Origin of the sequence: Citrobacter sp. RHBSTW-01044 (genome assembly GCF_013781945.1) — a bacterium.
Taxonomy (GTDB): Bacteria; Pseudomonadota; Gammaproteobacteria; order Enterobacterales; family Enterobacteriaceae; genus Citrobacter; species Citrobacter braakii.
This window is the reverse complement of record NZ_CP056180.1, coordinates 4,750,810-4,774,437: the sequence shown is the minus strand read 5'-3', so window position 1 is coordinate 4,774,437 and position 23,628 is coordinate 4,750,810. Positions and strand designations below refer to the sequence as shown.

Sequence of the window (23,628 nt, the reverse complement as noted above, 5' to 3'; positions counted from 1 at the left end):
CGCTACAGTTATTCATCCACGGCGAATAAGGAGAAGGGCATGCTCTATATCTTTGATTTAGGTAATGTGATTGTCGATATCGACTTCAACCGCGTGTTGGGCACATGGAGCGATCTGAGCCGTGTACCGCTGGCCTCGCTGAAGCAAAGTTTCACCATGGGGGAGGCTTTTCACCAGCACGAGCGAGGTGAAATAACGGATGAAGCCTTTGCCGAGGCACTATGTCATGACATGGCGCTGCCGCTAAGTTACGAGCAGTTCTCTCACGGCTGGCAGGCCGTTTTTGTGGCATTGCGCCCTGAAGTCATCGACATCATGCATAAGCTGCGTGAGCAGGGGCATCGGGTGGTCGTCTTGTCGAATACTAACCGTCTGCACACAACATTTTGGCCGGATGAATATCCTGAAATTCGTCAGGCTGCTGACCATATTTATCTTTCCCAGGATCTGGGCATGCGAAAGCCGGAAGCGCGGATTTACCAGCATGTCCTGCAGTCTGAAGGTTTTTCTGCGGACGATGCGGTCTTTTTTGACGACAACGCCGATAATATTGAAGGAGCTAACCGGTTAGGGATTACCAGTATCCTGGTCGTCGATAAAACGACCATTCCTGACTATTTCGCGAAGTTGTTATGCTAAAAAATGTTCAGCAACAAGCCAGGCACCATACGCGTCCTGTACGGGCCTGGCTGAAGCTACTATGGCAGCGGATTGATGAGGACAACATGACGACGCTGGCAGGGAATCTTGCCTACGTTTCACTGCTCTCATTAGTGCCGCTTATCGCCGTTGTGTTTGCTCTTTTCGCCGCATTTCCGATGTTTTCCGACGTCAGTGCCCAGCTACGTCATTTTATTTTCGCAAACTTTATCCCGGCGACGGGAGACGTCATCCAGCGTTATATCGAACAGTTTGTCGCCAACTCGAACAAAATGACGGCCGTTGGGGCATGTGGGCTGATTGTCACGGCGTTATTGCTGATGTATGCCATTGATAATGCTCTGAATACTATCTGGCGCAGTAAGCGCACTCGTCCCAAAGTTTACTCTTTCGCCGTTTACTGGATGATTTTAACGCTGGGGCCGCTGCTGGCGGGGGCCAGTCTGGCGATCAGCTCTTATTTGTTGTCATTGCGCTGGGCCAGCGATCTCAACTCGGTGATTGATGACGTCTTGCGTATTTTCCCTCTGGTGCTTTCCTGGCTCTCGTTCTGGCTGCTTTACAGCATTGTGCCAACTACGCGTGTGCCCAATCGTGATGCTGTTATTGGCGCCTTTGTGGCCGCCGTGTTGTTCGAGGCCGGAAAGAAAGGATTTGCACTCTACATCACGATGTTCCCGTCGTATCAGCTCATTTACGGTGTCCTGGCGGTGATCCCCATTTTATTTGTCTGGGTATACTGGACGTGGTGTATCGTCTTGCTTGGTGCAGAAATAACTGTCACTCTCGGGGAATACCGCAAACTTAAACAAGCCGCAGAACAAGAAGAAGCAGATCAACCATGATTGCATTAATTCAGCGCGTAACCCGTGCCAGCGTCACCGTGGAGGGCGAGGTGACGGGTGAAATTGGCCCAGGACTTTTGGTCCTGTTAGGTGTCGAAAGGGATGATGACGAACAGAAAGCGAACCGTCTGTGCGAGCGCGTACTCGGCTATCGAATCTTTAGCGATGCCGAAGGAAAAATGAACCTCAACGTGCAGCAATCAGGTGGCAGTGTGCTGGTGGTTTCACAGTTCACGCTGGCGGCAGATACCGAACGTGGCATGCGCCCGGGGTTTTCGAAAGGCGCTTCGCCCGAGCGGGCAGAAGCGCTGTATGAATACTTTGTTGAGCGTTGCCGCCAACAGGAAATGAATACGCAAACCGGTCGATTCGCTGCGGATATGCAGGTTTCACTGGTTAATGATGGCCCCGTGACGTTCTGGTTACAAGTATGAACCAGCTACCGGTGTGGCCGCGGGCAACAAGAGAGAATACGACTATGTATCACCTTCGAGTACCGCAAACAGAAGAAGAGTTGGAGCGTTACTACCAGTTTCGCTGGGAGATGTTGCGTAAACCGTTGCACCAGCCCAAAGGCTCCGAACGGGATGCCTGGGACGCGATGGCGCATCACCAGATGGTGGTGGACGAAGAGGGAAATCTGGTCGCGGTCGGGCGTCTGTATATCAATGCGGATAACGAAGCCTCCATACGCTTTATGGCCGTTGACCCCTCTGTGCAGGAGAAAGGGCTGGGCACGCTGATGGCGATGACCCTGGAGTCTGTGGCGCGTCAGGAAGGGGTAAAGCGCGTAACCTGTAGCGCTCGTGAAGATGCGGTCGAATTTTTCGCCAAACTGGGGTTTGTGAGTCAGGGCGAAATTACCACGCCACAAACCACGCCGGTGCGCCATTTTTTGATGATTAAACCCATCGCAACGCTGGACGACATTCTCCATCGCGGGGACTGGTGCGGACAGCTACAGCAAGCCTGGTACGAACATATTCCATTGAGTGAGAAAATGGGCGTGCGCATTCAGCAGTACACCGGGCAGAAATTTATTACTACGATGCCAGAGACAGGCAATCAGAACCCGCACCATACGCTGTTTGCCGGAAGCCTGTTTTCACTGGCGACGTTAACGGGCTGGGGGCTTATCTGGCTGATGCTGCGCGAGCGTCATCTGGGGGGGACGATAATCCTCGCCGACGCGCATATCCGATACAGCAGGCCAATTACCGGGAAACCTACCGCTATTGCCGATCTGGGCTCGCTGAGCGGTGACCTGGACCGTCTGGCAAGAGGCCGCAAGGCGCGCGTTCAGATGCAGGTCGGGGTGTTTGGCGATGACACGCCGGGCGTCGTGTTTGAAGGTACCTACATTGTGCTACCCGCGAAACCGTTTGGCGCATATGAAGAGGGCGGGAATGAGGAAGAGTAGGTCAGAGGGGATCCTCTTTACTCGATGAATGCGTCTGCCGGAAGGTTAAAGCGTTCTGCGAGCATTTTAATATGACTTACAGTCAGTGCTCTGCGACCATTCAAGATGTTGCTGACATTGGATTTTGAACCAAGTTCGTTGGCAAGATCTGCTGCTTTGAGACCATATTGATCCATGAGCGTACGCAGTAACGTAACGCCATGAGGAGTATGTTCCAGTTGTTGGTTGAGGGCACTGAACTCAGGCGCATGTTTTTCGTAGTCGCGGATCCGAGCTGAAAGCAGCTCAAACAACGGGTTTTCCAGGTCGTCACGATCAACCAGAAACTCCACCAAAGCGAGTGCTTTTCGGTACTCTGTCTCATTTTGTTCTTTGCCTAACAGGGGGATTTTTTTCACTGCATCGGTAAAGGTATCGATCATCAATTTTACACTGGCTGTGTCTATCTGATGGCTTTCATGCGTTCTCATTCTTTGTGACCCCGATAGTATGTGGTTAGTCTGTCATACTCGGCATGGTGAACGATATGCTTCACAAATACCTTTTGCAGTTTGAAATCAATATAGGCAATAAGTCTCAAGCAGTTACCTGAAACATTAATCACCCACCATTTATTTCTGTATTTAAAATTATCCAGTGAAGGTATGTACTGCTTCATCTCTTCAGGAGTGTGGAACATTTTTTTCTCTAAAATATTCAGCAAATCAACGAGTGCTGCCATGTGGTTTGGAAAACGGAGTATTGCCTCGTTGAAAGGTTTTCGGCTGATAACATGCATGGTGTAGTTCCATTACAAGGTTTTCAACCTGAAAACAAAATAACGCAAGGCAATTAAGTTTTCAAGATGAAAACAAAAGATTAATCAAGCATGTCTTCCTGCTATAGGATTAACGACGCGCCAGGCCACATCTCGCATAACATTTCGTGCCGCCTGGCTCACTCCTGCCAACTGGAAAAATCCGTGGATAACGCCAAGATAGCGTTGGCAGGTGCACTCCACGCCCTGCTCCTGGAACCGTTGATACAGGGCCTCGCCCTCATCGCGCAGTGGGTCGAATTCGGCTGTAATGATGTGCGTGGGCGGCAGACCGTTGAAGTCTTCACGCCAGACAGGGCTGGCTTCAGGATGCCGCAGGTCGGTTTGCGGCAAATACATCTCGTAGCCCGAAAGCAACGTGTCACGCGTGATAATGTAATCCTGCCCATTTCGATCGTAGCTCTCAAACCTGGCGGTTGCGTCCAGCATCGGGTAAATCAGTATTAGCTGCGCAGGTTGCCATTGATTGGCAGCTTTCAGGCGCAGTGCGGTGACTAGCGCCAGATGCCCGCCCGCGCTGTCGCCAGCAAGCGTAATCCTGCCGCGGTCGACACCCAGTTTCTGGGCATACTTCCAGATAATATTGGCTCCCGTTTCAGCGTCGTTATGTGCAGCCGGGAAAGTATGCTCTGGTGCAAGGCGATACTGCACCGCAATGACTCGACAGCCGCTGTACCAGGCGAGCTGCCTTAGCTGGTTATCATGCGTCGCGAATCCGCCACTAACAAAGCAGCCACCGTGATAATAGATAACGCAGGGGAGATTTCCCGTGGCGTCCCGCGGCGAAACAACGCGAAATGTCATTGCATCGAGTTCAATATCTTCAACCTGTACGCGGGTTTCAGTTTCTCCTGCCAGTACCGTGCTGGCAATGTAGCCAGCTCTCCGGTCATCAATATTTTGCTCACGCGAAGAAGGGCGTCCCGCCGCGATAAATGCCTCAACCAGCTGTGCAATCCCGCTTTCCAGTGCCATTTATTATTTTCCTTATCTGTATGGATATACAGTTTTATAACCTGGATAGCCACGAATGAGAATGGGAAAAGTGACGGGTGTACGATTCTGGAAAGCGGCTCGCAAAAGTAAAAATCGTTCGCGTGAAGGCTATTTTCTCGCTTTTCTCGGGTGTATGTTGTGTGGAAATTAATCGCCAATGATATACTGGAGGTATATGTGAGTATGATGGCTGGGATGGATATGGGCAGAATTTTACTCGATTTATCAGACGAAGTGATCAAACGTCTTGATGATCTCAAGGTGCAGCGTAATCTGCCGCGGGCCGAGCTTTTGCGGGAGGCTGTTGAACAGTATCTTGAGAGGCAGGATCAAGCTGAAACGACAATTTCACGTGCTCTTGGGCTATGGCAAGGTTGTGAGGAAGATGGCGTTGATTATCAGCGTAAACTCCGCGAGGAATGGTAATGGTCACAGGATCTGCGCTTTTTGATACCAACATCCTCATCGACCTGTTTAGCGGGCGAAGTGAAGCAAAACTAGCGATAGAAACATGGCCGCCGCAGAACGCAATCAGCCTCATTACATGGATGGAGTTGATGGTGGGCGCAAAAAAATATCATCAGGAATCTCGCACACGCGTTGCGCTAGGCGCTTTTAATGTGATCGGTGTCTCACAGGATATTGCTGAACGAAGCGTGAGTATCAGGCAGGAATATGGGATGAAATTGCCGGATGCCATCATTTTGGCCACTGCGCAGATTCATCGTCTTACACTGGTTACGCGTAATACCAGGGATTTTGCAGGCATATCCGGCGTGGTCACACCGTATACGTTATAACCCGGGCGACCTGCGCCGCCCGGTAGTGCGAAGAACTTACTCCCCTTCACCCGGGAACAGGAACGGGTTGATGGAGCTGCGGGCAAAGCCCTCTTGCTCCATGTGTGCGTCCAGCATCAGTGAAGCGAGATCGTCGGCTACGGCCTCGACTTTCGGGTCTTTTTCCTGATAGAGAATCTTCAGGTAAGTCCCGCAATCGCCGCAGCTTTCAGCTTTAATTGCCGCCTGTTCGTTATCCAGCGACCAGTAGTTCAAATCACGGCTCTGCTCACAGTTGCTGCACTTCACGCGCACCACGTGCCACTCAGTTTCGCACAGGTTGCAGTGCAAATAGCGCAGCCCCTGAGTGGTACCGATTTGCACCATGCTGGAGACCGGCATTGAACCACACACCGGGCAGTACTGACGCTGTTCGCCGTATTCCGCACGGGCTTTGCCGGGGATCAGGCTCGCCATCTGCGCCCAGTAGAGCGACAGGGCAGCCCAAATGAACGGTGCTTTGTCGCTGCTGACGGAGGCGAAATCGGAGGCAAACAGCGCGCTGGCCATCAGTTCCAGCTCCTGCTCCGAGGCTTTTTCCAGATTCTCGATTACGGCCAGTGCAGGGCCGCTCATTTCCGGCTTCAGCTCAGCAATTAGCGATTGCAGCAGTTTTTGCCAGTGCTTGTCGCGTGGCAGAACGTGGATATCCAGTGGCGGTTTGCCCTGATCGTTCGCTTCTTTGATGCGAGCGGTCAGATCCATCTGCAGCGGATGGTCGTACAACACCACTTCCTGCGCGTGAGCGATCAGCGCGGCAAAACGCAGGTAATCACCCAGCGGGTTGTTCTCGGCCAGCTCGCGCAGACGTTCAGCGCGGCGGTTATACAAATTTTTGAGTCTGGGGAATAATAACGGCGGAATCATATCCGCCGTGCGTTTCTCGCTCTTCTCCAGCTCATCTTGCGGGATTATGCGAATACTCATTCAGATGACTTTTCCTGTTTCTGGCGGACTTCACGGTACCAGCGCGGGTGATGTTTCTTCGCCCATGAGCTGGTAACCCATCCTTCCACCATCGCGGTAATGGTGCCTTTCACCCAAAGGGCGGCGTAAATGTGCACCATGATAACCACAATTAACGCTACTGCGGCAAATGAATGCAGCATTAACGCGAATCGGATCACCGGGATTGAGAAAGCAGGCGCAAAATACGGACGCCAGATGACCACTCCGCTCACCAGCAACAGGACCAGGAAGATAATCGCCGCCCAGAATACGCATTTCTGGCCGAAGTTATAACGTCCAGTGTCACCTACTTCCTCGTTGACGACAATCTTACGAATATTCTTCGCCCAAAAGATATCATCCCGATTGATTAGATTGTGGTGCCAGTAACGGAAAAACATGATGATAAACGAGGCAAACATGATCACGCCGACAAACGGGTGCACAATTCGCGCCAGTTGCGGCGTGCCCATGATGTGCATCAGCCAGTTAAACGACGGGAAGAGAAAACCCATCCCGCTCACTGCCGCCAGAATGAAGCAGAAGGCGGTGATCCAGTGGTTGATGCGTTCCGGCGCCGTGTAGCGCACGATGGTGTCACGTCGTTTCATTTGCGCACCTCGTCTTTTTCTTCATGCAGATTGTCTTCTTCCTCTTCCGCACGGTTCGGGCCTACGCCGACGTAGTGGAAGATACTGGCCGCAAATGTCGCTGCAAAGCCGACGGCTGCGAGAGGTTTCCAGATGCCTTTCCAGAACTTCACGGTGGCGCTGATTTCCGGGTTCTCCGGCAGACCGTGGTACAGATTCGGCTTGTCCGCATGGTGCAATACGTACATCACGTGCGTACCGCCAACGCCTGCCGGATCGTACAGACCCGCGTTTTCGTAACCACGCGTTTTCAGCTCCGCCACGCGCTCACCGGCCAGCGTTTTCATCGACTCTTTAGTGCCGAAATGAATAGCGCCGGTTGGACACGTTTTCACGCAGGCTGGTTCTTGTCCGACCACTACACGGTCAACGCACAGCGTACATTTGTAAACGCGGTTGTCTTCCGGGTTGAGGCGCGGCACGTCGAACGGGCAGCCCGCGATACAGTAGCCACAGCCGATGCACTGCTCGGACTGGAAGTCGACGATACCGTTGGCATACTGAATGATTGCTCCTTCGGCCGGACACGCTTTCAGGCAGCCCGGATCGGCGCAGTGCATACAGCCATCCTTGCGGATTAGCCACTCCAGTTTGTCGTTTTGTTCCACTTCCGAGAAGCGCATTACCGTCCAGGATTTAGCGGTCAAATCAGCCGGGTTATCGTACACCCCAACGTTGTTGCCCACTTCATCACGGATGTCGTTCCATTCTGAACACGCCACCTGACACGCTTTACAGCCGATACAGGTGGTGACGTCGATAAGCTTCGCCACCTCTTCCTGATGGTCCCGCGCCTGAGGCGCGGGGGTGAAACCGTTAGTGGCGGAACGACGAATGATGTCTTGCGATTGATAAGCCATAGGTCGTCTCCGTTACACCTTTTCCACGTTCACGAGGAAGGACTTAAATTCCGGCGTCTGCGTGTTCGCATCACCGACGAATGGCGTTAACGTGTTAGCGATAAAGCCTTTTTTCGCCACACCTTCGTAGCCCCAGTGAATCGGAATACCGATAGTGTCGATATCCTGACCGTTGGCCTTCAACGTGCGAATACGTTTAGTCACCACCGCTTTGGCTTTAATGTAGCCACGGTTAGAGGAGACTTTGACGGTATCGCCATGAGAGATACCGAGCTTATTCGCCAGCTTCTCGCCAATTTCCACAAACTGCTCCGGCTGGGCGATAGCGTTAAGCAGCGCATGCTTAGTCCAGTAGTGGAAGTGCTCGGTCAGACGGTAGGTCGTACCGACGTACGGGAACTTATCCGCTTTACCCAGTGCTTCCGCGTCACCTTTAAAGATACGTGCGGCAGGGTTAGAGATAACGTTCGGGTGCAGCGGGTTAGTCCCCAGCGGCGTTTCAAACGGCTCGTAGTGTTCCGGGAACGGACCTTCTGCCATCTTATCGATAGCAAACAGGCGTCCCATCCCTTCCGGCTGCATGATGAACGGCCCAACGTTGCTGCCCGGCGCGGCGGCACTGTAGTCTGGAATATCCATCCCGCTCCATTTCGCCCCGTCCCATTTCAGGATCTGACGTTTTGGATCCCACGGATTCCCCTGCGGGTCAGCGGAGGCGCGGTTATACAGAATACGTCGGTTGAGCGGCCACGCCCATGCCCAGCCCAGCGTATTGCCAAGGCCTGACGGATCGGCGTTATCGCGACGTGCCATCTGGTTGCCTTCCGGCGTCCAGCTACCGGCAAAAATCCAGCAGCCGCTGGAGGTGGTACCGTCGTCACGCAGTTGGGCGAACGAGCTAAGCTGTTGGCCTTTCTTGACGATAACGGCACCGGTGGCCGGGTCGGTAATGTCGGCCAGGGCTTTACCGTTGCTCTCCATCGCCACTTCTTCCGAAGCCGGTTCGTGTGGGGTGGAGTAGTTCCAGGTCATGCTCAGTACCTGTTCCGGGTTCGCACCACCCTGTTCGGCATACATCTTGCGCAGACGCAGGAAGATACCGGCGAGGATTTCACCATCGGTAACGGCAATCCCCGGGGCATCCGCACCTTTCCAGTGCCACTGCAGCCAGCGACCGGAGTTGACGATAGAACCGTTCTCTTCGGCGAAGCAGGTGGACGGCAGACGGAATACTTCAGTCTGGATTTTCGACGGGTCAACATCGTTCGACTCACCGTGGTTCTGCCAGAAGGTGGAGGTCTCTGTGTTGAGCGGGTCGATGGTGACCAGGAACTTCAGTTTGGATAGCGAAGCCACCACCTTGTTTTTATTCGGGAATGATGCGACCGGGTTAAAGCCCTGGCAGATATAGCCATTCACTTTGCCCTGGTTCATCATCTCGAAGTACTGCAGGACGTCGTACCCTTTATCCCACTTCGGCAGCCAGTCGAAGCCCCAGCTGTTTTCCGCTGTCGCTTTATCGCCAAAGAAGGCTTTCATCATCGAAACGAAGAATTTCGGGTAGTTGCCCCAGTAGTTCACCTGGCCTTCCAGCAACGGTTTTGGCGTGTTGGCGGCAAGGTAAGTTTGCAGGTCAGTTTGCTTCTCGCTTGGCAGCGTCATGTAGCCCGGCAGGCTTTGTGACAGCAGACCTAAGTCGGTCAGACCCTGAATGTTAGAGTGTCCGCGCAGAGCGTTAACGCCGCCGCCTGCCATCCCCATATTGCCCAGCAGCAACTGGATCATCGCCATGGTACGGATGTTCTGCGCACCAACGGAGTGTTGCGTCCAGCCCAGTGCGTACAGGAACGACGCGGTTTTATCTGGGCGGCTTGTTTCTGCGATGTACTCACAGACCTTCAGGAAGTCGGCCTTTGGCGTACCGCAGATATTTTCTACGACGTCCGGCGTGTAGCGGGAGACGTGCTGTTTCAGCAGGTTCCATACGCAGCGCGGGTGTTGCAGGGTGACATCGCGTTTGGCGAAGCCTTTTTCATCCAGTTCGTAGTTCCAACTGGTTTTGTCATACTTGCGTTTGTCCGCGTCGTAGCCGGTAAACAGGCCATCTTCGAAACCGTAATCCTCACGCACGATCAGGCTGGCGTTGGTATAGGCTTCAGTGTATTCGCGGTTGAATTTTTCGTTGTTCAGCAGGTACAGCAAAACGCCTGACAGGAAAGCAATGTCAGTACCGGAACGAATCGGAGCATAGAAATCAGCCACCGCCGCGGTTCGCGTAAAGCGCGGATCGATAACAATCAGCTTCGCGCCGTTGTGAATTTTGGCTTCCATCGCCCAGCGGAACCCGACCGGGTGAGCTTCAGCGGCGTTACCGCCCATTACCACAACGAGGTTGGCGTTTTTAATGTCGACCCAGTGGTTGGTCATCGCACCGCGACCAAATGTTGGAGCAAGACTTGCTACCGTTGGTCCGTGTCAGACGCGTGCCTGGTTGTCGACCGCGAGCATACCAAGCGCGCGGGAGAATTTTTGTGTTAAATAGCCGGTTTCGTTACTGGAAGCGGAAGCACACAGCATCCCGGTGGAAAGCCAGCGGTTAACGGTTACGCCTTCGGCGTTTTGTGCAACGTAGTTAGCGTCGCGGTCTTCTTTCATCAGCTTAGCGATGCGGTCAAATGCCTCATCCCAGCTAATCTGTTGCCACTTATCAGAGCCAGGTGCGCGGTATTCCGGGAATTTCAGGCGGCTTTCAGAGTGGATGAAGTCCACAAGTCCTGCCCCTTTCGGGCACAGTGCGCCACGGTTCACCGGGTGATCCGGGTCCCCTTCGATATGGAAGATGGATGCTTTGGCGTTTTTTGCTCCGTCACCGAGACTGTACATTAACAGTCCACAGCCAACGGAACAGTAAGTGCAGGTGTTACGGGTTTCGCGGGTGCGCAGCAATTTATATTGCCGTGTTTCCGCTAGCGCTACGCCGGGTGCAAAGCCCAGTGCCGCTGCCGTGGTGCCTGCCATACCGCCAGCGCAGATCTTAAAGAACTGCCTTCTGCTGACCTGCATGGTTCGCTCCTTGTTTCGACATTGTCACGTTCCCTTCGTTTTCCTATAACGCGAACGCGAGGGAAGTGGTTGTTATTTTTCTTTGCGGACGGGACCGCAAAGGTCCAGAATTGGGTGAATTTCCCTCCGTCCAGGAGGGGTTTGTAAAGAATACCACAATGTTGGTATGTGTGTTCCAATACGGTTAAAAGAAAGTGAATAAGATTATTCAAGAAAACATCAAGAATGTGACATCTCCGACAGGATCTCGTCAGTTGACCCTCTGGAAGCGCGAGGACTTGCAACATCCTCAGCCAGATGAGGTAGCTGAAGAAGTGCCTGTGGCACTGGTATACAACGGGATTTCACACGTGGTGATGATGGCATCACCGAAAGATCTTGAGCACTTCGCGATGGGTTTTTCACTTTCTGAAGGCATTATTGAGTCCTCGCAAGATATTTACGGGATGGACGTGGTGCCTTCCTGCAGCGGATTAGAAGTGCAGGTTGAGCTGTCCAGCCGACGCTTTATGGGGCTGAAAGAGCGTCGTCGCGCACTGGCCGGTCGGACTGGCTGTGGTGTTTGTGGCGTGGAGCAACTTAATGATATTGGCAAACCGGTCCAGCCGCTGCCGTTTACCCAGACATTCAATCTGGCGCATCTCGATAACGCCTTAAGGCATCTCCCTGATTTCCAGCCTGTTGGGCAACTGACAGGCTGCACGCACGCGGCTGCTTGGGTACAGCCGTCAGGTCATCTGGCGGGCGGACATGAAGATGTTGGACGTCATGTTGCGCTGGATAAACTGCTGGGGCGACGTGCGATCGAAGGGGAAACCTGGCAGCAGGGCGCGGTATTAGTCTCCAGCCGCGCCAGCTACGAGATGGTGCAGAAGTCGGCAATGTGCGGCGTGGAAATCCTGTTTGCTGTTTCTGCGGCGACAACGCTCGCTGTGGAAGTTGCCGAACGCTGTAACCTGACGCTGGTGGGTTTTTGCAAACCGGGCCGGGCGACGATTTATACACATCCCGAGCGTCTGATAACTGAGTAACCAGTATTCAATTAATTTGAATAAGACTGGCAAATCCTTCCGCTTTTAGTTGTGCGATGAGATGGCTATTATTTATCACATCAAGGCACGGTGCCTTAATCAAACAACTAAGTTAAAGGGTTTATATCATGAAAAGCATCAAAACTTTTGTCGCAGTTATCGCTCTGGCTACTTCTTTCGGTTCTTTCGCTGCTCAGACAGTTACCGCAACTGGTTCTACACTGGAAAGCGCTGAAGCAAAAATTGCCGCTCAGGCTGAACGTGCAGGTGCCAGCGATTATAAAATCACTCAGGCATACACCGGCAACCGCGTGCACATGACCGCTGAACTGCTGAAATAAGATACCTCAGTACTGTCGAAAGAGCGCCCTTGAGGCGCTTTTTTCATTTCCGGCATTCACTGCCTGAGCAATGCGATAAACGCGTTATAGTCTTTCAATCCCGCAATAGTTTCTGCCGGATGGCTGCTCAGCACGCTGGATAAATAACTGAAGATTTTTAGCTCATGCCGCGCCTCGGCGGCGGCACAGGCGATCAGGACATGGCTGACCGGTTCGTTATTCACCAGAATAGGGTGTGCGAGGGTAATAAAGAAACCACGAAAGCGGCGCTCCTGTTCGCTCCAGCAATGAGGAATCGCCAGGCGATTAACGATCAGGTTTTCACCTTCATGCTCCCGGGCGCAAATGCGCAGCGCTTCGTCCTCGGTGATATGGCTCTGTGCCACAAGCTGGCCGCAGATCCGGCCGATGATACTCTGCCAGCTTTCGGCCTTCATATTGGCGTAATGGAAGCTGCCCGGCTGTAAAAAGAAACGTTCGGGCTGCTGGCGGATAAAGGCCGTCGCGAGGAAGTGTTTAATCTGCTCGGTACCCGCAGAGGTGATGATATTCTTGATGGTTAAGGTGTTTTTTATAGATTCATCAAGTAAATAGTGACTATTGTTGATGATTAACAGTGGGGTGATTTCTTCACTGATGGCGCTGACTTCACTCGTATTTCGCGCAATGATCACCCGACAATTCAGAACATCTCGCTCAATAGCCTGTTGGTTGATGGTGGCGATAGCATTCTGGTCGGATAACAAAATGACCGGCTGGCGCTCGTTTTGATGGCGCTCCAGGGCGCAGGCGAAGTAAAGCCCGATGAGGTCGCTATCGAACAGTGGGATATCCAGTTTTTCACGCAACAGGGCAATAAAACGCAGACTCAAATCGAAGGCGGCAGGCCAGGTCGACTTCAGGTTGTGCATACTGCTCTGGCGATGTTCTGGTACCCAAACCGGGGCAGAGACGCATCTCAGCAGGTGGCCGGTAATATTATCAACCAGTTGGGTATCGATAACGTTCAACGCAGCGATGCCGGGAACGCTTTTTAACAACAAGGTCACCGCATCGGCAGAGATTGTCATTGCCTGCCGTTGTCTGATTTCCAGAAGGCCGATCAGTGTTCTGAAGGCGTTCTCGCCCAAGTAGACTCCTCCTTGTTCCACCGCATTTTTCAGTGAAACATACCGACACTCCGGCCATGATCCGGAGAGCTGGTTACGCAGGGCATAGACGGCCAGCACCAGACTTGCCAGGTACTCTCCCGAGATGAGCGGGAATTCATTAAGTTTTTCACATGCTGCATTGAGCCTGTCGATGTTGTCCCGGGTAATACCCGGCAGTGGAATTAAGAGGGGATCTTTTTTAAGCAGATTCGCCAACAGGATAATGCGCTTTTCTTCCGGTTCATCAATGAAATGACCGACGCCCGGGCGGCTGGCAAGACAAAAGGCCCGCTCATAGCGCTGCTTCAACCGTGGGAGACGATCGGCCACCCAGGTTTCAGGTAAATTGAGCGCCGAAGCCAGCTGTACACGCGGTGTAAAGGTATTGAGCAGAAGAAAGGCCAGCAACCGGTCATCATTATCATGGCGTTGCAGAAGCTGAAAATAACCGCGTCTGTCGACAATTTCCAACTGATAGCCCGCACTGCCACCGGGCTGAATGCGGGCCTTACCGCTGAGGGTAAAATTGAGGTAGTCAATATCGCGCAGGATGGTTCTGCCTGAAACGCCAGTTTGCCGCGCCAGGTCGCCCAGCAAACACGGCTGCTGTTCAAGAAGATCCACCAATTTTAACTGGCGTTCCGAAAGCATTAACTCTCCCGGCGAAAGTCAGTAAGCGCGCGGACCTTTTCGGTCGACAGCGAGGTGAGCAGTTCCCGCACCAGCGTAAACAGCGCGTCGTAATCCGATGCGGAAATCATGCCGCTGTTGGCGTGGAGATAGCGAGTCGGCAGGCATAGTGCCGCCACCGGACGACCGCCGCCCATAACGTTATAGCGTCCACCGTCCGTCGCCCCGGTTTTCATGGTGCAAAACTGCAATGACGCACCGCTGTTTTCTGCACACGCTTTTAATGTGGCAACCAACTGCTGATTAGGGAAATAGCGCTTATCGAACAGCATCAGCCCTGGGCCCTCGCCAAGCTTGAGTGGGTATTTAATGCTGTCGATTCCGGGCACATCGCCCGCAACCGCAGTATCCAGCACGATAACCACATCGGGCTTGATATGCTCCGCTGAGGTTTGCGCCCCGCGTAGACCCACTTCTTCTTCCACGCTGCCCACGCCGTACAGGGTAATTTCAGGGTTATTCACGGTTTGTAAAAGCTCGGCCATCAGGGCGCAGCCGACGCGATTATCCAGCGCTTTGCCGACGATCTTATCTTCGCCCCAGCGAGCGAAATTGGCTTCCGGGCTAACGAAATCACCGATCGCAATTCCGCGGTTTTCTACTTCTTCGCGGCTGTTGGCACCAATATCGATGAACATTTCGTCAAATGTCAGTGGTTGCTGTTTCTGCTTTTCCGTTAAGGCGTGCGGTGCCACGGAGCCGATTATACCAGGGATTTTAACGCCCTTGCGGGTACGGATGGCGACTCGGTGGTTCAGCATCGACTGGCTCCACCAACCGCCAATGGTGGTGAAGCGCAAAAAGCCGCTTTCGTCGATATGCGTGACCATAAAGCCCACTTCATCCATGTGACCGACGATGGCAACCTTCGGCCCACGGTTGCCTTTGCGTGCGACAAAGCTGCCGAGGCCGTCAAAAGTGATTTCATCGACGCTGGAATCCAGCGCATTAATGAGAAGAGTGCGAACTTCCTGCTCATCACCGCTGACGGCGCTGGCTTCGCATAACTGCTGAAGTAACTCAATGTTCATGGGCAAGCTCCTGCTGTGCGGCTTTACGTTTCAGCCACAATCCTTTCAGGATGATAATTAACGAAATGTTCAGCGCCAGACCGATAGCCAGCACCAGGTAAAATGACCCCACCGGAGACATCAGGCCAATCAGCGGATCAAAGATACCTAAACCCGGCGCGAGACGTTTGATTCCAAAGGCGATGACCAGCATGCCGGTAATACCACCGGAGAGCGTATTGGCGGTAATCATCGGCAGCGGCGCGGCCAGCGCATAGGGGATTGCCGGTTCGGTGGCGACGGTGGCACCCACCACAATCGCACTGCTGGCGGCGGCCTTCTCCTGCTGGGTAAACAGTTTTGGCGCTAAATAGGTAGCGATACCTGCCGCGACGGGCGGCATCAGCGCCACCACGCCGACGATGGCGTACCAGTCATAGATATGTTTTTCCAGCAGTGAGAAGCAGAAGAACCAGGCCGTTTTATTGATTGGCCCGCCCATATCAAATGCCAGCATTGCGCCAACGAGGAAGGCTGCGCCCATTTTCATTGATGGTGGAATGGTGTTCAGGAAGTGCAGCAGCCCCCCCATGATGTCGGACATCACCGGGCCGATGACGTAATAAGTCAGTACGCCAAACACCAGCAAAGTGACAAACGGGATTAGCATGGAGCCGAGCAGCGGCTGCAACGCTTTGCCGAGCCGAACCTTGCGAAACCAAAGCACAAAGTAGCCAATTGCCAGTCCGAGTACGACCGCGCCGAGAAACCCCGCGCCGGATTGGGTGCCGAGAAGACCTTTATCGTTCGCCAGGTAACACACCAGAAACGCCGGGGCAAAAGCGGGCTTATCGGCAATCGACCACGCGATGTATGCCCCCATAATGGGGATCATAAAGGTGAAACCCAGATAGCCGATGGATTCAACAACCCAGGTGAACGACGGCGCACCTTTCGACATATCGGCATAGGGCAAACCGAACTGCACCAGCATATTAGCGATGGCGACCAGAATACCGCCGCCAATAACAAACGGCAGCGCGGCGGAAACGCCAGCCATCAGGTGGCTCATCACGCTACCGTGCTGGACCTCCTGTTTTCCCAGCTTCACACTGCTATCAGTGGCAAAAAGTTGTGAATGAGTCGGTAACTGCGTAAAAATCAGGTCGATATTTTTCAGCGCCTGGGAAATGGCTATTTCATAGACTTTTTTCCCGGCGAAACGCGCCCAGTCTTCGCCGCTCAGGCCGCGACCTGTAGCCAGAATAACGTAATCGGCAGCGGCAATTTCTTCACTGGTCAGTCGGTTTTCGACGCCGCTTGAGCCCTGGGTTTCGACTTTAATCGTATGGCCGAGCGAGCGCGCTTTTTGCTCCAGCGCTTCTGCCACCATATAAGTGTGGGCGATACCCGCCGGACAGTTGGTAATCGCCACTAAACGCAAGGATGACTCCATAGCCGCTTCCTTATGAGGTTAAGGTCTGATTGAGCAGGGCGAGTACCTGGTCGGTGTCGCCTTGCTTCAGTTGGTTGATGAAATCTTGATGGATAATTTTGCGGCACAGGGTGCCGATAATTTTGACCTGATCGTCCTCGCCCGTTTGTGGCACGCCGAGGCAGATCCAGCAGTTAACGTCCTCGCCGTCGCTGGCTTTCCAGTCCACTTTTTCTGATTTGCGCGCGAACAAGACGAAGGGGCGTGTGATACAGGCGCTTTTACCGTGTGGGACGGCAATGCCCGATCCAAAGCCGGTGGAATGCAGCTTTTCGCGTATCAGCAGCGTTTGCAGGAAGGCGCTGCGGTCAGAGACGTAGCCATTTTGAAGCGCCATATTCGCCAGTTGCTTGAGGATGGCATAAACGCTATTCCCCTGAATATTCAGGTCAATGCAGTTAGCTGTAAGGGCTGTCATGGTGGGACTCCGTTAAAAACTGTTTGATTTGATTTTAACGGTGAGATGGTGAAGAGATGAGCAGCAATATGTCAGCGGGAAGTGACAATTTGAGGCAGAGTTAGCGCCTGGTTTTGTGGGGTAAAACACATAACGCTACAGGTGATTACCCTGATGAATATTTCGCCAGGGTAATTATATTCTTAGTGTATGCCCACCATTCGTAACAGCGCGGTTACCACTGCGGCGGCAACGATCACCACGATCAGCGGCATCTTACGCCAGGCGAGAAATACCGCAAAAGCCACGCCGAGTACGCGCGCCATCCCGGCAAAGTGTTCGCCTTCGTAAAAGGTGGTCGCCAGCGCAACGGAGAACAGTAATACCGTTGCGGCGTCGGAAAGTAGCGCCTGCGAGCGTTCTGAGAACGCTAAACGGCTTCCAAGCTTGGCTCCCCCTAAACGCATTAAATACGTTCCCACAGATAACATGGCGATACCGACGATAAACAGCGTCATATTGCCCATTATTTTTTCCTCGTCAGTAAGCCAAAGAGTGAGAGCAAAACCGGTAAACCGACCGGCGCAAAGGGAATGGCGGCAAGCGACAACGTGGCGCCGCTACAGGCACGAATCAGCGTAGTGCGGTTTTTGAATGCCGGGACGACCAGAGCCAGCAGAATGGCAGGGAAGACGGCATCCAGACCGATGGTTTCCGGGGCAGGGAGCAGTTTGCCGACGCCTGCGCCGATCAGGGTGCCAACAGGCCAGAAAATTGCGACGCCCAGACCGCACAGCCAGTAGGCGGCTTTACGTTGCTCAGGCGTTTTTTGCGACAGGCCAAAGACTACGCTTTCGTCGTTCATAATATGACAGCCGAGGAAACTGGCAGCTCGGGTGCCTACCAGATCGCGCACGGTGACGCCGAACGGCACGTGTCGGGCGTTAACCAGTAAACCCGCAGCCGCAGCCGCCAGTGGATTACCACCGCTGGCGATAATGCCGATAAACATAAACTCGGACGCGCCCGCCAGCACAGTAATAGAGAGTACAAACGGTACCCACAGCGGGAAGCCGTAGGCCATCGCCAGCGAGCCGTATGACATGCCGACTACACCGACGGCCAGACAGACTAAAAATATTGCTTTTATCGTGTCGCCTTTGAGACTGGAAAAATAATGTTTCATACCGTTTTAGCCATATCGAACGAGTTTCCATTATAATGAACGCGACCAATTGGCTTTACAAGTCGAACAATTCGTTCGATATAAAAAACATGGAGTCGTGAATGACCCAGCCCATCAGTATGATCGCGAAAAGTCTGGTGCGTGAACGTCAGCGCACTGGTTTGTCGCTGGCGGAGATTGCCCGTCGCGCGGGGATTGCAAAATCGACACTCTCGCAATTGGAAGCGGGCAATGGAAATCCTAGCCTGGAAACGCTCTGGTCGCTGTGTGTGGCGTTAGATATTCCCTTTGCGCGCCTGCTGGAACCGCAGGAGCAAAAAACGCAGGTGATTCGCCGCGGCGAAGGGACAAAAGTCGTGGCTGAGCAGGCCCACTATCAGGCCATTTTACTGGCCGCCTGCCCACCGGGTGCGCGGCGGGATATCTATCTGCTGCTGACGCAGCCGGGCGCGGATCGTATTTCACAACCGCATCCACCGGGATCGGTTGAACATATTATCGTAACGCAGGGTAAGGCGATGGTGGGATTGACGGAAGCGCCGGAGGAGTTAGGTGAGGGCGATTATATTTGTTACCCCGCCGATCAAGCACATATCTTTAAAGCACTGGAGCCTGACACTCAGGCGATTCTGGTTTCTGAGCAGAGTTAATTGAACGCTTATTAAATAAAGGCGCGGCGATTATCGTTCGCGCTTTTATTATTTTTAATTATATTTTATTGTTATTCATATAAAATTGTTTTATTATTTTTCGTTAATTTCAGCACTATTGTTATATCCCTCACATTCTTAATTATATCTACGTTACACATAATAAAATCAGTATGATAATAAATATTAGCCTGCACTGGTGCCACGTTTTAATGTTCTGAATTTATTTCAGTCATCGGTATCGTATTACCTATAAAAATATTTTTGGGATTTGCATGTTGCGCGTCTTCCGGTTGGAAGACGTTGAACGATCTTTATTTCAAGGAAAGCAAATAATGAAGAAATCGACGTTAGCTTTAGCAATAGGTCTATTATTAGTGGCAAATAATGGCTTTGCTAAAACGCAAAAAATGACTCTGGAACAGCGGCTCGAACAGCTGGAGGCTCGGCTGGAAGCTGCGGAAAACCGCGCGGCAAAAGCGGAAAATCAGGTGCAGCAATTGCAGGTACAGCAGGCTGCGGAGATCCAGGAAATTAAAGTTGCTCAGGGGAATACGCCAGTCAACGGCACTACGCCCGCGCAAGAGACCAAAAAGAACGCCACCACCCCTAACCTGGTGCTCTCCGGCTATGGCGATCTGAAAATCTACGGCGACGTGGAATTCAACATGGATGCGGAAAGCAACAAAGGCGTGCTGGCGGCAACCAATTCGAATGTGGGCGACCCAACCAATGAACGCTGGGATCTGAACGGACGTATCCTGCTGGGCTTTGACGGTATGCGTAAGCTGGATAACGGCTATTTCGCCGGTTTTTCAGCGCAACCGCTGGCTGACATGACGGGTTCGGTCAATCTTGATGACGCCGCTTTCTTCTTCGGTCAGGAAAATGACTGGAAAGTAAAAGTCGGTCGTTTCGAAGCTTACGATATGTTCCCGCTGAATCAGGATACCTTTGTTGAGCATTCAGGGCATACCGCCAACGATTTGTATGATGACGGTAGCGGCTACATCTACATGATGAAAGAAGGTCGTGGCCGTTCTGATTCCGGCGGCAGCTTCCTGATGAGCAAACAGCTCGATAACTGGTATTTCGAGTTAAATACCCTGCTGGAAGATGGTACCTCGCTTTATCAGGATAGCCGCTATCATGGTCGTGAAATGTCGCAGGAGAAAAACGTGGCTTATCTGCGCCCGGTCGTCGCCTGGACACCGGTGGATGCGCTGACGATTTCTGCGGCCATGGAATCGAACGTTATCAATAACGCCTATGGATATACCGATGCTCAGGGCAACTTTGTCGATCAGTCCGATCGTACCGGTTACGGTATGACGATGACCTGGAACGGTCTGAAAGCCGATCCGGAAAATGGCCTGGTGTTTAACCTGAACACCGCTTATCTCGATGCGGATAACGAAAAAGATTTTACGGCGGCGGCCAACGCTCTGTGGAAGCGCTTTGAACTGGGCTATATCTATGCTCATAACAAGATCGACGAATTTAACGGTCTGATCGATCACGATGATAATGACTGGTTCTACAATGAGGGCACTTACGATATTCATACCATTCACGCGTCTTATTTAATTCCGAACGTGATGGATATGCAGAACTTTAATATTTATCTCGGCGCTTATTATTCGATGATTAACAGCGATAACAGCAATCCGGAGAATTATACCGACGACGACGACCGTTACGGCGCGCGTCTCCGTTTCAAATACTTCTTCTGATTTTCCGTTCTCAGGCGCCTGGATTCAGGCGCTTTTTTCTTAGAGCCTGGTCATCAGGCTTTTATTTTCCCACCCAGTTATTTTTGATTTTGAACTTGTCGGCGCGGTTGTAGCTACATGAGTAGTTAAATGCAGTCCCGTCTTCCAGTTTGGTGACGCCGGAGACTTTCAGCATCGGTATGCCTGAGCAGGTGCCGGGTTGTGAGGAAATGGCGTGGATGACAAAACTAACGCAATGCTGCTAACGGGAGAAAAAGTTTCCTCCCCCGTCAGGGGAGGAAACAGAGCGGTTAAGGCAGATAAAACACTTCTTTTAGCTCAGCGCTGACCGGGCTGTTGTCCGGGTTTGCCGGCATTACATCACGCATATGCTTCCACCAACGCTGGCAAACATCGGTGCTGGCAACGGCGTTCCAGCGCTCTTCTGACTCAATCTCAACGGTGGCGAACAGCAGGTTGCGTTCCTGATCGAGATAAATCGCGTAGTGATGGGCACCGTGCTCTTTCAGCACCGCTTCCAGTTCTGGCCAGATGGGATTGTGCCGACGTTGATACTCAACGTGCGCGTCGGGATTCACCTGCATCACAAAGGCCTTGCGGATCATAACGCCTCCAGATACAGCTCGCGGACTTCGTCGCGGCTGGCGGTGCGTGGGTTACACGGCGCACATGGATCGGCCAACGCTTTATCCAGCCAGCCTTCAATATCCTCTTTCGTCACGCCAAGGGAACTAAAACCAGCCGGAATACCTACACGCTTGCTCAGGGCACGAATCGCGGTGATGGCCTCCATGCTTGCCGCTTCGTCGCTCATCCCGCGGGTGTCCACTCCCATCGCCTGCGCCACTCGGGCAAAACGCGCCACGGCGTTAGGGCGGTTAAAGTTTTCGATAATCGGCAGCAGAATGGCATTGCAGACGCCGTGCGGCAGATTGTGGGTCGCGCCTGGCTGGTGAGCCAGCGCATGAACCAGTCCAAGACCGGCGCTGTTGAATGCCATACCCGCCAGATACTGACCAAACGCCATTTGCTCACGGGCCTCGAGGTTATGACCATCGTCGACCGCTTTCGGCAGCCACAGGTTGATCAGGCGAATTGCTTCAAGGGCGTTGGCGTCGGTGAGCGGATGCGCGCCAACGGAAACATAGGCTTCCACCGCGTGAGTCAGGGCGTCCATGCCGGTTGCGGCGGTAACGGAGGCTGGGATTTCCAGCATCACGCTGGCGTCATCCACGGCGATATCCGGGATGATGTTCGGGTCGATGATCACCTCTTTGACCTTACGGGCAGAGTCGATAATGACCGCGTTGCTGGTCATCTCTGCTGCTGTACCAGCTGTGGTATTGATGGCAACCAACGGCACGCCCGCATTTTTCACTTTGCCCACGCCGGAGTAAGCGGTAGAAGGGCCAGGGTTGGCGGTCAGGATCTTCACCGCTTTGGCGGTATCGATCGGGCTGCCGCCGCCGAAGGCGATAATATAGTCACATTCTGCCCCCTGATATGCCGTAAAACCTTTCTGTACCAGCTCTTCTGTCGGATTCGGGAACACCTCATCAAACAGGTGGTAAGACATTTGATGTTCATCCAGTGCGGCAAAGAGGCTATCCAGCAGGCCCAGCTTCACCAGTTGACCATCGGTGACGATCAGCGCTTTGCCCCATTGTTTATTCGCCACGAGATTCACCATATCGGCAATCGCGCCGGCGCCATGCAGGCTAATTTTTGGCAGTGCCAACATAAAGCTCATCACTATTCTCCTTAAAAAAAATCCCTGGTGCCCGATGGCATTACGCTTATCGGGCCGACGGTGAAACGTGCATCGTCATGTAGGCCGGATAAAGCGAAGCCGCATCCGGCGTTGAGTTGGCAGGTATCAGTACAGCTCTACGGCGCTGGCCAGCGGGGTCACGCCAAAGCGTTTAGCCAGTGCTACCAGCTCTTCACGTGTGATGGTCTGCTTCATACCGCCCATCGAATAGATTTTGACTAAAACTTCGGCGGATTTTTCTGCGGTATCTATCAAGCCAAATGCTTCGTCGAGGGAGGGGCCGCTGCCGAACACGCCGTGGAACGGCCACAGTACCAGCGAGTGTTTCTGCATTTCCTCGGCGGTTGCCTGGCCGATTTCATCCGTACCCGGCACCATCCACGGCAGAATGCCGACGCCATCCGGGAACACCACCAGACACTCGGTGCTGCCTTCCCACAGTTTGCGGGTAATCAGCGGGGTATTGTTTTCCAGCACGTAGGTCAGGGCGATCAGGTTGGTTGCATGGCAGTGCATGATCACGCGGTCTTTGCCGTTCGTCGCTTTAATACGCTCGCAATGGGAGAGGAAGTGAGCCGGCAACTCAGAGGTTGGCACCGCTTCGTGGGTCAGGCCCCAAAGGATGTGGTAGCCCGCGCCGTCGCTGTCTACTTTCACCACGCCCAAATTTGCCGCGGGATCGAGCTGAACGTTACGGAAAAATTTACCGGAACCGGTGACGATAAACGGCGTGTTCGCCAGCAAAGGCATTGGCTGACTTAGCGCGATATAGCGCGGTTTTTCGTGGAAATCGGCGCTAAATGGCGCAATGTCAGTCTCATCCAGACGCAGCGTCAGGTTGCCGCCGTTACGTTCGTCCCAGCCTTTCAGCCACGCGTCGGAAGTGGCTTTGATCATCCCCTGGACGAACCAGGAATTAGTCATGTTTTGCATATTCGGTGATCCTGTTGATTGCCCGATCGTTATCGGGTCTTACGTAGGCCGGATAAGTGAAGATCCATCCGGCAATCGTCTTTCATTCATTGCCGGATAGCGACGTGGGGCGTCTTATCCGGCCTGTAAGCCTGGTGTCACG

Annotated in this window: 26 protein-coding genes; 10 read left to right on the top strand and 16 right to left on the bottom strand. The window is 53.1% G+C overall.

Annotation, left to right across the window (positions count from 1 at the left end; genetic code table 11):
• Positions 1 to 39 precede the first annotated feature (39 nt).
• The 4 genes from yihX to fabY are packed head-to-tail and all read left to right on the top strand — an operon-like array spanning position 40 to position 2,925.
• On the top strand, positions 40 to 639 hold the full coding sequence (gene yihX / locus HV352_RS22765) for a glucose-1-phosphatase (protein WP_049282314.1): 600 nt from the start codon (positions 40 to 42) through the stop codon (positions 637 to 639).
• Complete coding sequence (locus tag HV352_RS22760; protein ID WP_019077938.1) at positions 633 to 1,505, top strand: virulence factor BrkB family protein; 873 nt, start codon at positions 633 to 635, stop codon at positions 1,503 to 1,505. The genes yihX and HV352_RS22760 overlap by 7 nt, the downstream gene beginning before the upstream one ends.
• A complete protein-coding gene (gene dtd, locus HV352_RS22755; protein WP_016157874.1) occupies positions 1,502 to 1,939 on the top strand; it encodes a D-aminoacyl-tRNA deacylase in 438 nt (145 codons plus the stop codon). Before HV352_RS22760 ends, dtd begins: the two co-directional genes overlap by 4 nt.
• A gap of 44 nt (positions 1,940 to 1,983) precedes the next feature.
• The gene (gene fabY, locus HV352_RS22750; RefSeq protein WP_003825286.1) at positions 1,984 to 2,925 is read left to right on the top strand and encodes a fatty acid biosynthesis protein FabY; all 942 of its coding nucleotides are present in this window, start codon (positions 1,984 to 1,986) and stop codon (positions 2,923 to 2,925) included.
• A 17-nt stretch (positions 2,926 to 2,942) separates the two neighbouring features.
• Here fabY and HV352_RS22745 read toward each other — a convergent pair whose 3' ends face one another.
• From HV352_RS22745 to HV352_RS22735, 3 genes are all read right to left on the bottom strand, one after another.
• The gene (locus HV352_RS22745; RefSeq protein WP_104651900.1) at positions 2,943 to 3,395 is read right to left on the bottom strand and encodes a helix-turn-helix domain-containing protein; all 453 of its coding nucleotides are present in this window, start codon (positions 3,393 to 3,395) and stop codon (positions 2,943 to 2,945) included.
• Positions 3,392 to 3,703 (bottom strand): type II toxin-antitoxin system HigB family toxin, encoded by a 312-nt coding sequence (locus HV352_RS22740; RefSeq protein WP_019077936.1) that lies wholly within the window; start codon positions 3,701 to 3,703, stop codon positions 3,392 to 3,394. The genes HV352_RS22745 and HV352_RS22740 overlap by 4 nt, the downstream gene beginning before the upstream one ends.
• A gap of 84 nt (positions 3,704 to 3,787) precedes the next feature.
• Entirely contained in the window at positions 3,788 to 4,717 is a 930-nt protein-coding gene (locus HV352_RS22735) for an alpha/beta hydrolase (protein ID WP_181635100.1), read from the bottom strand.
• Positions 4,718 to 4,921: 204 nt separating this feature from the next.
• Here HV352_RS22735 and HV352_RS22730 point away from each other — a divergent pair, with 204 nt between their 5' ends.
• Positions 4,922 to 5,164, top strand: a complete 243-nt coding sequence (locus HV352_RS22730) for a CopG family transcriptional regulator (RefSeq protein ID WP_016155181.1) — start codon at positions 4,922 to 4,924, stop codon at positions 5,162 to 5,164.
• Positions 5,164 to 5,538, top strand: coding sequence for a type II toxin-antitoxin system VapC family toxin (locus tag HV352_RS22725; protein ID WP_016155182.1), 375 nt, complete (start codon positions 5,164 to 5,166; stop codon positions 5,536 to 5,538). The genes HV352_RS22730 and HV352_RS22725 overlap by 1 nt, the downstream gene beginning before the upstream one ends.
• A 36-nt stretch (positions 5,539 to 5,574) precedes the next feature.
• Here the strand turns inward: HV352_RS22725 and fdhE are convergent, their stop codons facing one another.
• From fdhE to fdnG, 4 genes are read right to left on the bottom strand one after another with little or no spacing between them, the layout of a single operon-like run.
• Positions 5,575 to 6,504, bottom strand: a complete 930-nt coding sequence (gene fdhE / locus HV352_RS22720; RefSeq protein WP_003028685.1) for a formate dehydrogenase accessory protein FdhE — start codon at positions 6,502 to 6,504, stop codon at positions 5,575 to 5,577.
• On the bottom strand, positions 6,501 to 7,136 hold the full coding sequence (gene fdoI, locus HV352_RS22715) for a formate dehydrogenase cytochrome b556 subunit (RefSeq protein WP_003028686.1): 636 nt from the start codon (positions 7,134 to 7,136) through the stop codon (positions 6,501 to 6,503). Before fdoI ends, fdhE begins: the two co-directional genes overlap by 4 nt.
• Positions 7,133 to 8,035, bottom strand: a complete 903-nt coding sequence (gene fdoH, locus HV352_RS22710) for a formate dehydrogenase O subunit beta (protein WP_003028691.1) — start codon at positions 8,033 to 8,035, stop codon at positions 7,133 to 7,135. Before fdoH ends, fdoI begins: the two co-directional genes overlap by 4 nt.
• A gap of 12 nt (positions 8,036 to 8,047) precedes the next feature.
• Entirely contained in the window at positions 8,048 to 11,098 is a 3,051-nt protein-coding gene (gene fdnG, locus HV352_RS22705) for a formate dehydrogenase-N subunit alpha (RefSeq protein ID WP_087121869.1), read from the bottom strand.
• 194 nt (positions 11,099 to 11,292) lie between these two features.
• On the opposite strand from fdnG, the gene fdhD reads away from it, so the two are divergent.
• Together fdhD and HV352_RS22695 are read left to right on the top strand one after the other, a co-directional pair.
• Positions 11,293 to 12,129: a formate dehydrogenase accessory sulfurtransferase FdhD gene (gene fdhD / locus HV352_RS22700; RefSeq protein ID WP_071600360.1), complete on the top strand. Its 837-nt coding sequence runs from the start codon at positions 11,293 to 11,295 to the stop codon at positions 12,127 to 12,129.
• Positions 12,130 to 12,257: 128 nt separating this feature from the next.
• Complete coding sequence (locus HV352_RS22695) at positions 12,258 to 12,470, top strand: DUF1471 domain-containing protein (protein WP_003825262.1); 213 nt, start codon at positions 12,258 to 12,260, stop codon at positions 12,468 to 12,470.
• Positions 12,471 to 12,526: 56 nt separating this feature from the next.
• Here HV352_RS22695 and HV352_RS22690 read toward each other — a convergent pair whose 3' ends face one another.
• The 6 genes from HV352_RS22690 to HV352_RS22665 form a co-directional block, all read right to left on the bottom strand.
• Positions 12,527 to 14,272: a putative frv operon regulatory protein gene (locus HV352_RS22690; RefSeq protein ID WP_049269660.1), complete on the bottom strand. Its 1,746-nt coding sequence runs from the start codon at positions 14,270 to 14,272 to the stop codon at positions 12,527 to 12,529.
• Positions 14,272 to 15,342 (bottom strand): aminopeptidase, encoded by a 1,071-nt coding sequence (locus HV352_RS22685; protein ID WP_016157881.1) that lies wholly within the window; start codon positions 15,340 to 15,342, stop codon positions 14,272 to 14,274. The genes HV352_RS22690 and HV352_RS22685 overlap by 1 nt, the downstream gene beginning before the upstream one ends.
• Positions 15,332 to 16,777 carry a PTS fructose-like transporter subunit IIBC gene (locus tag HV352_RS22680; RefSeq protein ID WP_181635099.1) on the bottom strand — a complete coding sequence of 482 codons (1,446 nt, stop codon included), beginning with the start codon at positions 16,775 to 16,777 and terminating at the stop codon, positions 15,332 to 15,334. The genes HV352_RS22685 and HV352_RS22680 overlap by 11 nt, the downstream gene beginning before the upstream one ends.
• Positions 16,778 to 16,787: 10 nt before the next feature.
• Complete coding sequence (locus HV352_RS22675) at positions 16,788 to 17,234, bottom strand: PTS fructose transporter subunit IIA (RefSeq protein ID WP_049282350.1); 447 nt, start codon at positions 17,232 to 17,234, stop codon at positions 16,788 to 16,790.
• A gap of 182 nt (positions 17,235 to 17,416) precedes the next feature.
• Entirely contained in the window at positions 17,417 to 17,740 is a 324-nt protein-coding gene (locus tag HV352_RS22670) for an AzlD domain-containing protein (RefSeq protein WP_016157884.1), read from the bottom strand.
• Positions 17,740 to 18,399 (bottom strand): AzlC family ABC transporter permease, encoded by a 660-nt coding sequence (locus HV352_RS22665; RefSeq protein WP_016155191.1) that lies wholly within the window; start codon positions 18,397 to 18,399, stop codon positions 17,740 to 17,742. The genes HV352_RS22670 and HV352_RS22665 overlap by 1 nt, the downstream gene beginning before the upstream one ends.
• A 101-nt stretch (positions 18,400 to 18,500) precedes the next feature.
• On the opposite strand from HV352_RS22665, the gene HV352_RS22660 reads away from it, so the two are divergent.
• Both HV352_RS22660 and HV352_RS22655 read left to right on the top strand, forming a co-directional pair.
• Positions 18,501 to 19,049 carry an XRE family transcriptional regulator gene (locus HV352_RS22660; RefSeq protein ID WP_016155192.1) on the top strand — a complete coding sequence of 183 codons (549 nt, stop codon included), beginning with the start codon at positions 18,501 to 18,503 and terminating at the stop codon, positions 19,047 to 19,049.
• A gap of 335 nt (positions 19,050 to 19,384) precedes the next feature.
• Positions 19,385 to 20,782, top strand: a complete 1,398-nt coding sequence (locus tag HV352_RS22655) for a carbohydrate porin (RefSeq protein WP_016157885.1) — start codon at positions 19,385 to 19,387, stop codon at positions 20,780 to 20,782.
• Positions 20,783 to 21,072: 290 nt separating this feature from the next.
• Here the strand turns inward: HV352_RS22655 and rhaM are convergent, their stop codons facing one another.
• From rhaM to rhaD, 3 genes are all read right to left on the bottom strand, one after another.
• Entirely contained in the window at positions 21,073 to 21,387 is a 315-nt protein-coding gene (rhaM, locus tag HV352_RS22650) for an L-rhamnose mutarotase (RefSeq protein WP_181635098.1), read from the bottom strand.
• Positions 21,384 to 22,532, bottom strand: coding sequence for a lactaldehyde reductase (gene fucO / locus HV352_RS22645; RefSeq protein WP_016155196.1), 1,149 nt, complete (start codon positions 22,530 to 22,532; stop codon positions 21,384 to 21,386). The genes rhaM and fucO overlap by 4 nt, the downstream gene beginning before the upstream one ends.
• A 126-nt stretch (positions 22,533 to 22,658) precedes the next feature.
• Entirely contained in the window at positions 22,659 to 23,486 is an 828-nt protein-coding gene (gene rhaD / locus HV352_RS22640; RefSeq protein WP_181635097.1) for a rhamnulose-1-phosphate aldolase, read from the bottom strand.
• Positions 23,487 to 23,628 lie beyond the last annotated feature (142 nt).

Coding starts and splice junctions, on each gene's coding strand:
- yihX (WP_049282314.1), top strand. CDS start 40: ATGCTCTATATCTTTGATTTAGGTAATGTGATTGTCGATATCGACTTC.
- HV352_RS22760 (WP_019077938.1), top strand. CDS start 633: ATGCTAAAAAATGTTCAGCAACAAGCCAGGCACCATACGCGTCCTGTA.
- dtd (WP_016157874.1), top strand. CDS start 1,502: ATGATTGCATTAATTCAGCGCGTAACCCGTGCCAGCGTCACCGTGGAG.
- fabY (WP_003825286.1), top strand. CDS start 1,984: ATGTATCACCTTCGAGTACCGCAAACAGAAGAAGAGTTGGAGCGTTAC.
- HV352_RS22745 (WP_104651900.1), bottom strand. CDS start 3,395: ATGAGAACGCATGAAAGCCATCAGATAGACACAGCCAGTGTAAAATTG.
- HV352_RS22740 (WP_019077936.1), bottom strand. CDS start 3,703: ATGCATGTTATCAGCCGAAAACCTTTCAACGAGGCAATACTCCGTTTT.
- HV352_RS22735 (WP_181635100.1), bottom strand. CDS start 4,717: ATGGCACTGGAAAGCGGGATTGCACAGCTGGTTGAGGCATTTATCGCG.
- HV352_RS22730 (WP_016155181.1), top strand. CDS start 4,922: ATGATGGCTGGGATGGATATGGGCAGAATTTTACTCGATTTATCAGAC.
- HV352_RS22725 (WP_016155182.1), top strand. CDS start 5,164: ATGGTCACAGGATCTGCGCTTTTTGATACCAACATCCTCATCGACCTG.
- fdhE (WP_003028685.1), bottom strand. CDS start 6,504: ATGAGTATTCGCATAATCCCGCAAGATGAGCTGGAGAAGAGCGAGAAA.
- fdoI (WP_003028686.1), bottom strand. CDS start 7,136: ATGAAACGACGTGACACCATCGTGCGCTACACGGCGCCGGAACGCATC.
- fdoH (WP_003028691.1), bottom strand. CDS start 8,035: ATGGCTTATCAATCGCAAGACATCATTCGTCGTTCCGCCACTAACGGT.
- HV352_RS22695 (WP_003825262.1), top strand. CDS start 12,258: ATGAAAAGCATCAAAACTTTTGTCGCAGTTATCGCTCTGGCTACTTCT.
- HV352_RS22690 (WP_049269660.1), bottom strand. CDS start 14,272: ATGCTTTCGGAACGCCAGTTAAAATTGGTGGATCTTCTTGAACAGCAG.
- HV352_RS22685 (WP_016157881.1), bottom strand. CDS start 15,342: ATGAACATTGAGTTACTTCAGCAGTTATGCGAAGCCAGCGCCGTCAGC.
- HV352_RS22680 (WP_181635099.1), bottom strand. CDS start 16,777: ATGGAGTCATCCTTGCGTTTAGTGGCGATTACCAACTGTCCGGCGGGT.
- HV352_RS22675 (WP_049282350.1), bottom strand. CDS start 17,234: ATGACAGCCCTTACAGCTAACTGCATTGACCTGAATATTCAGGGGAAT.
- HV352_RS22670 (WP_016157884.1), bottom strand. CDS start 17,740: ATGGGCAATATGACGCTGTTTATCGTCGGTATCGCCATGTTATCTGTG.
- HV352_RS22665 (WP_016155191.1), bottom strand. CDS start 18,399: ATGAAACATTATTTTTCCAGTCTCAAAGGCGACACGATAAAAGCAATA.
- HV352_RS22660 (WP_016155192.1), top strand. CDS start 18,501: ATGACCCAGCCCATCAGTATGATCGCGAAAAGTCTGGTGCGTGAACGT.
- HV352_RS22655 (WP_016157885.1), top strand. CDS start 19,385: ATGAAGAAATCGACGTTAGCTTTAGCAATAGGTCTATTATTAGTGGCA.
- rhaM (WP_181635098.1), bottom strand. CDS start 21,387: ATGATCCGCAAGGCCTTTGTGATGCAGGTGAATCCCGACGCGCACGTT.
- fucO (WP_016155196.1), bottom strand. CDS start 22,532: ATGAGCTTTATGTTGGCACTGCCAAAAATTAGCCTGCATGGCGCCGGC.
- rhaD (WP_181635097.1), bottom strand. CDS start 23,486: ATGCAAAACATGACTAATTCCTGGTTCGTCCAGGGGATGATCAAAGCC.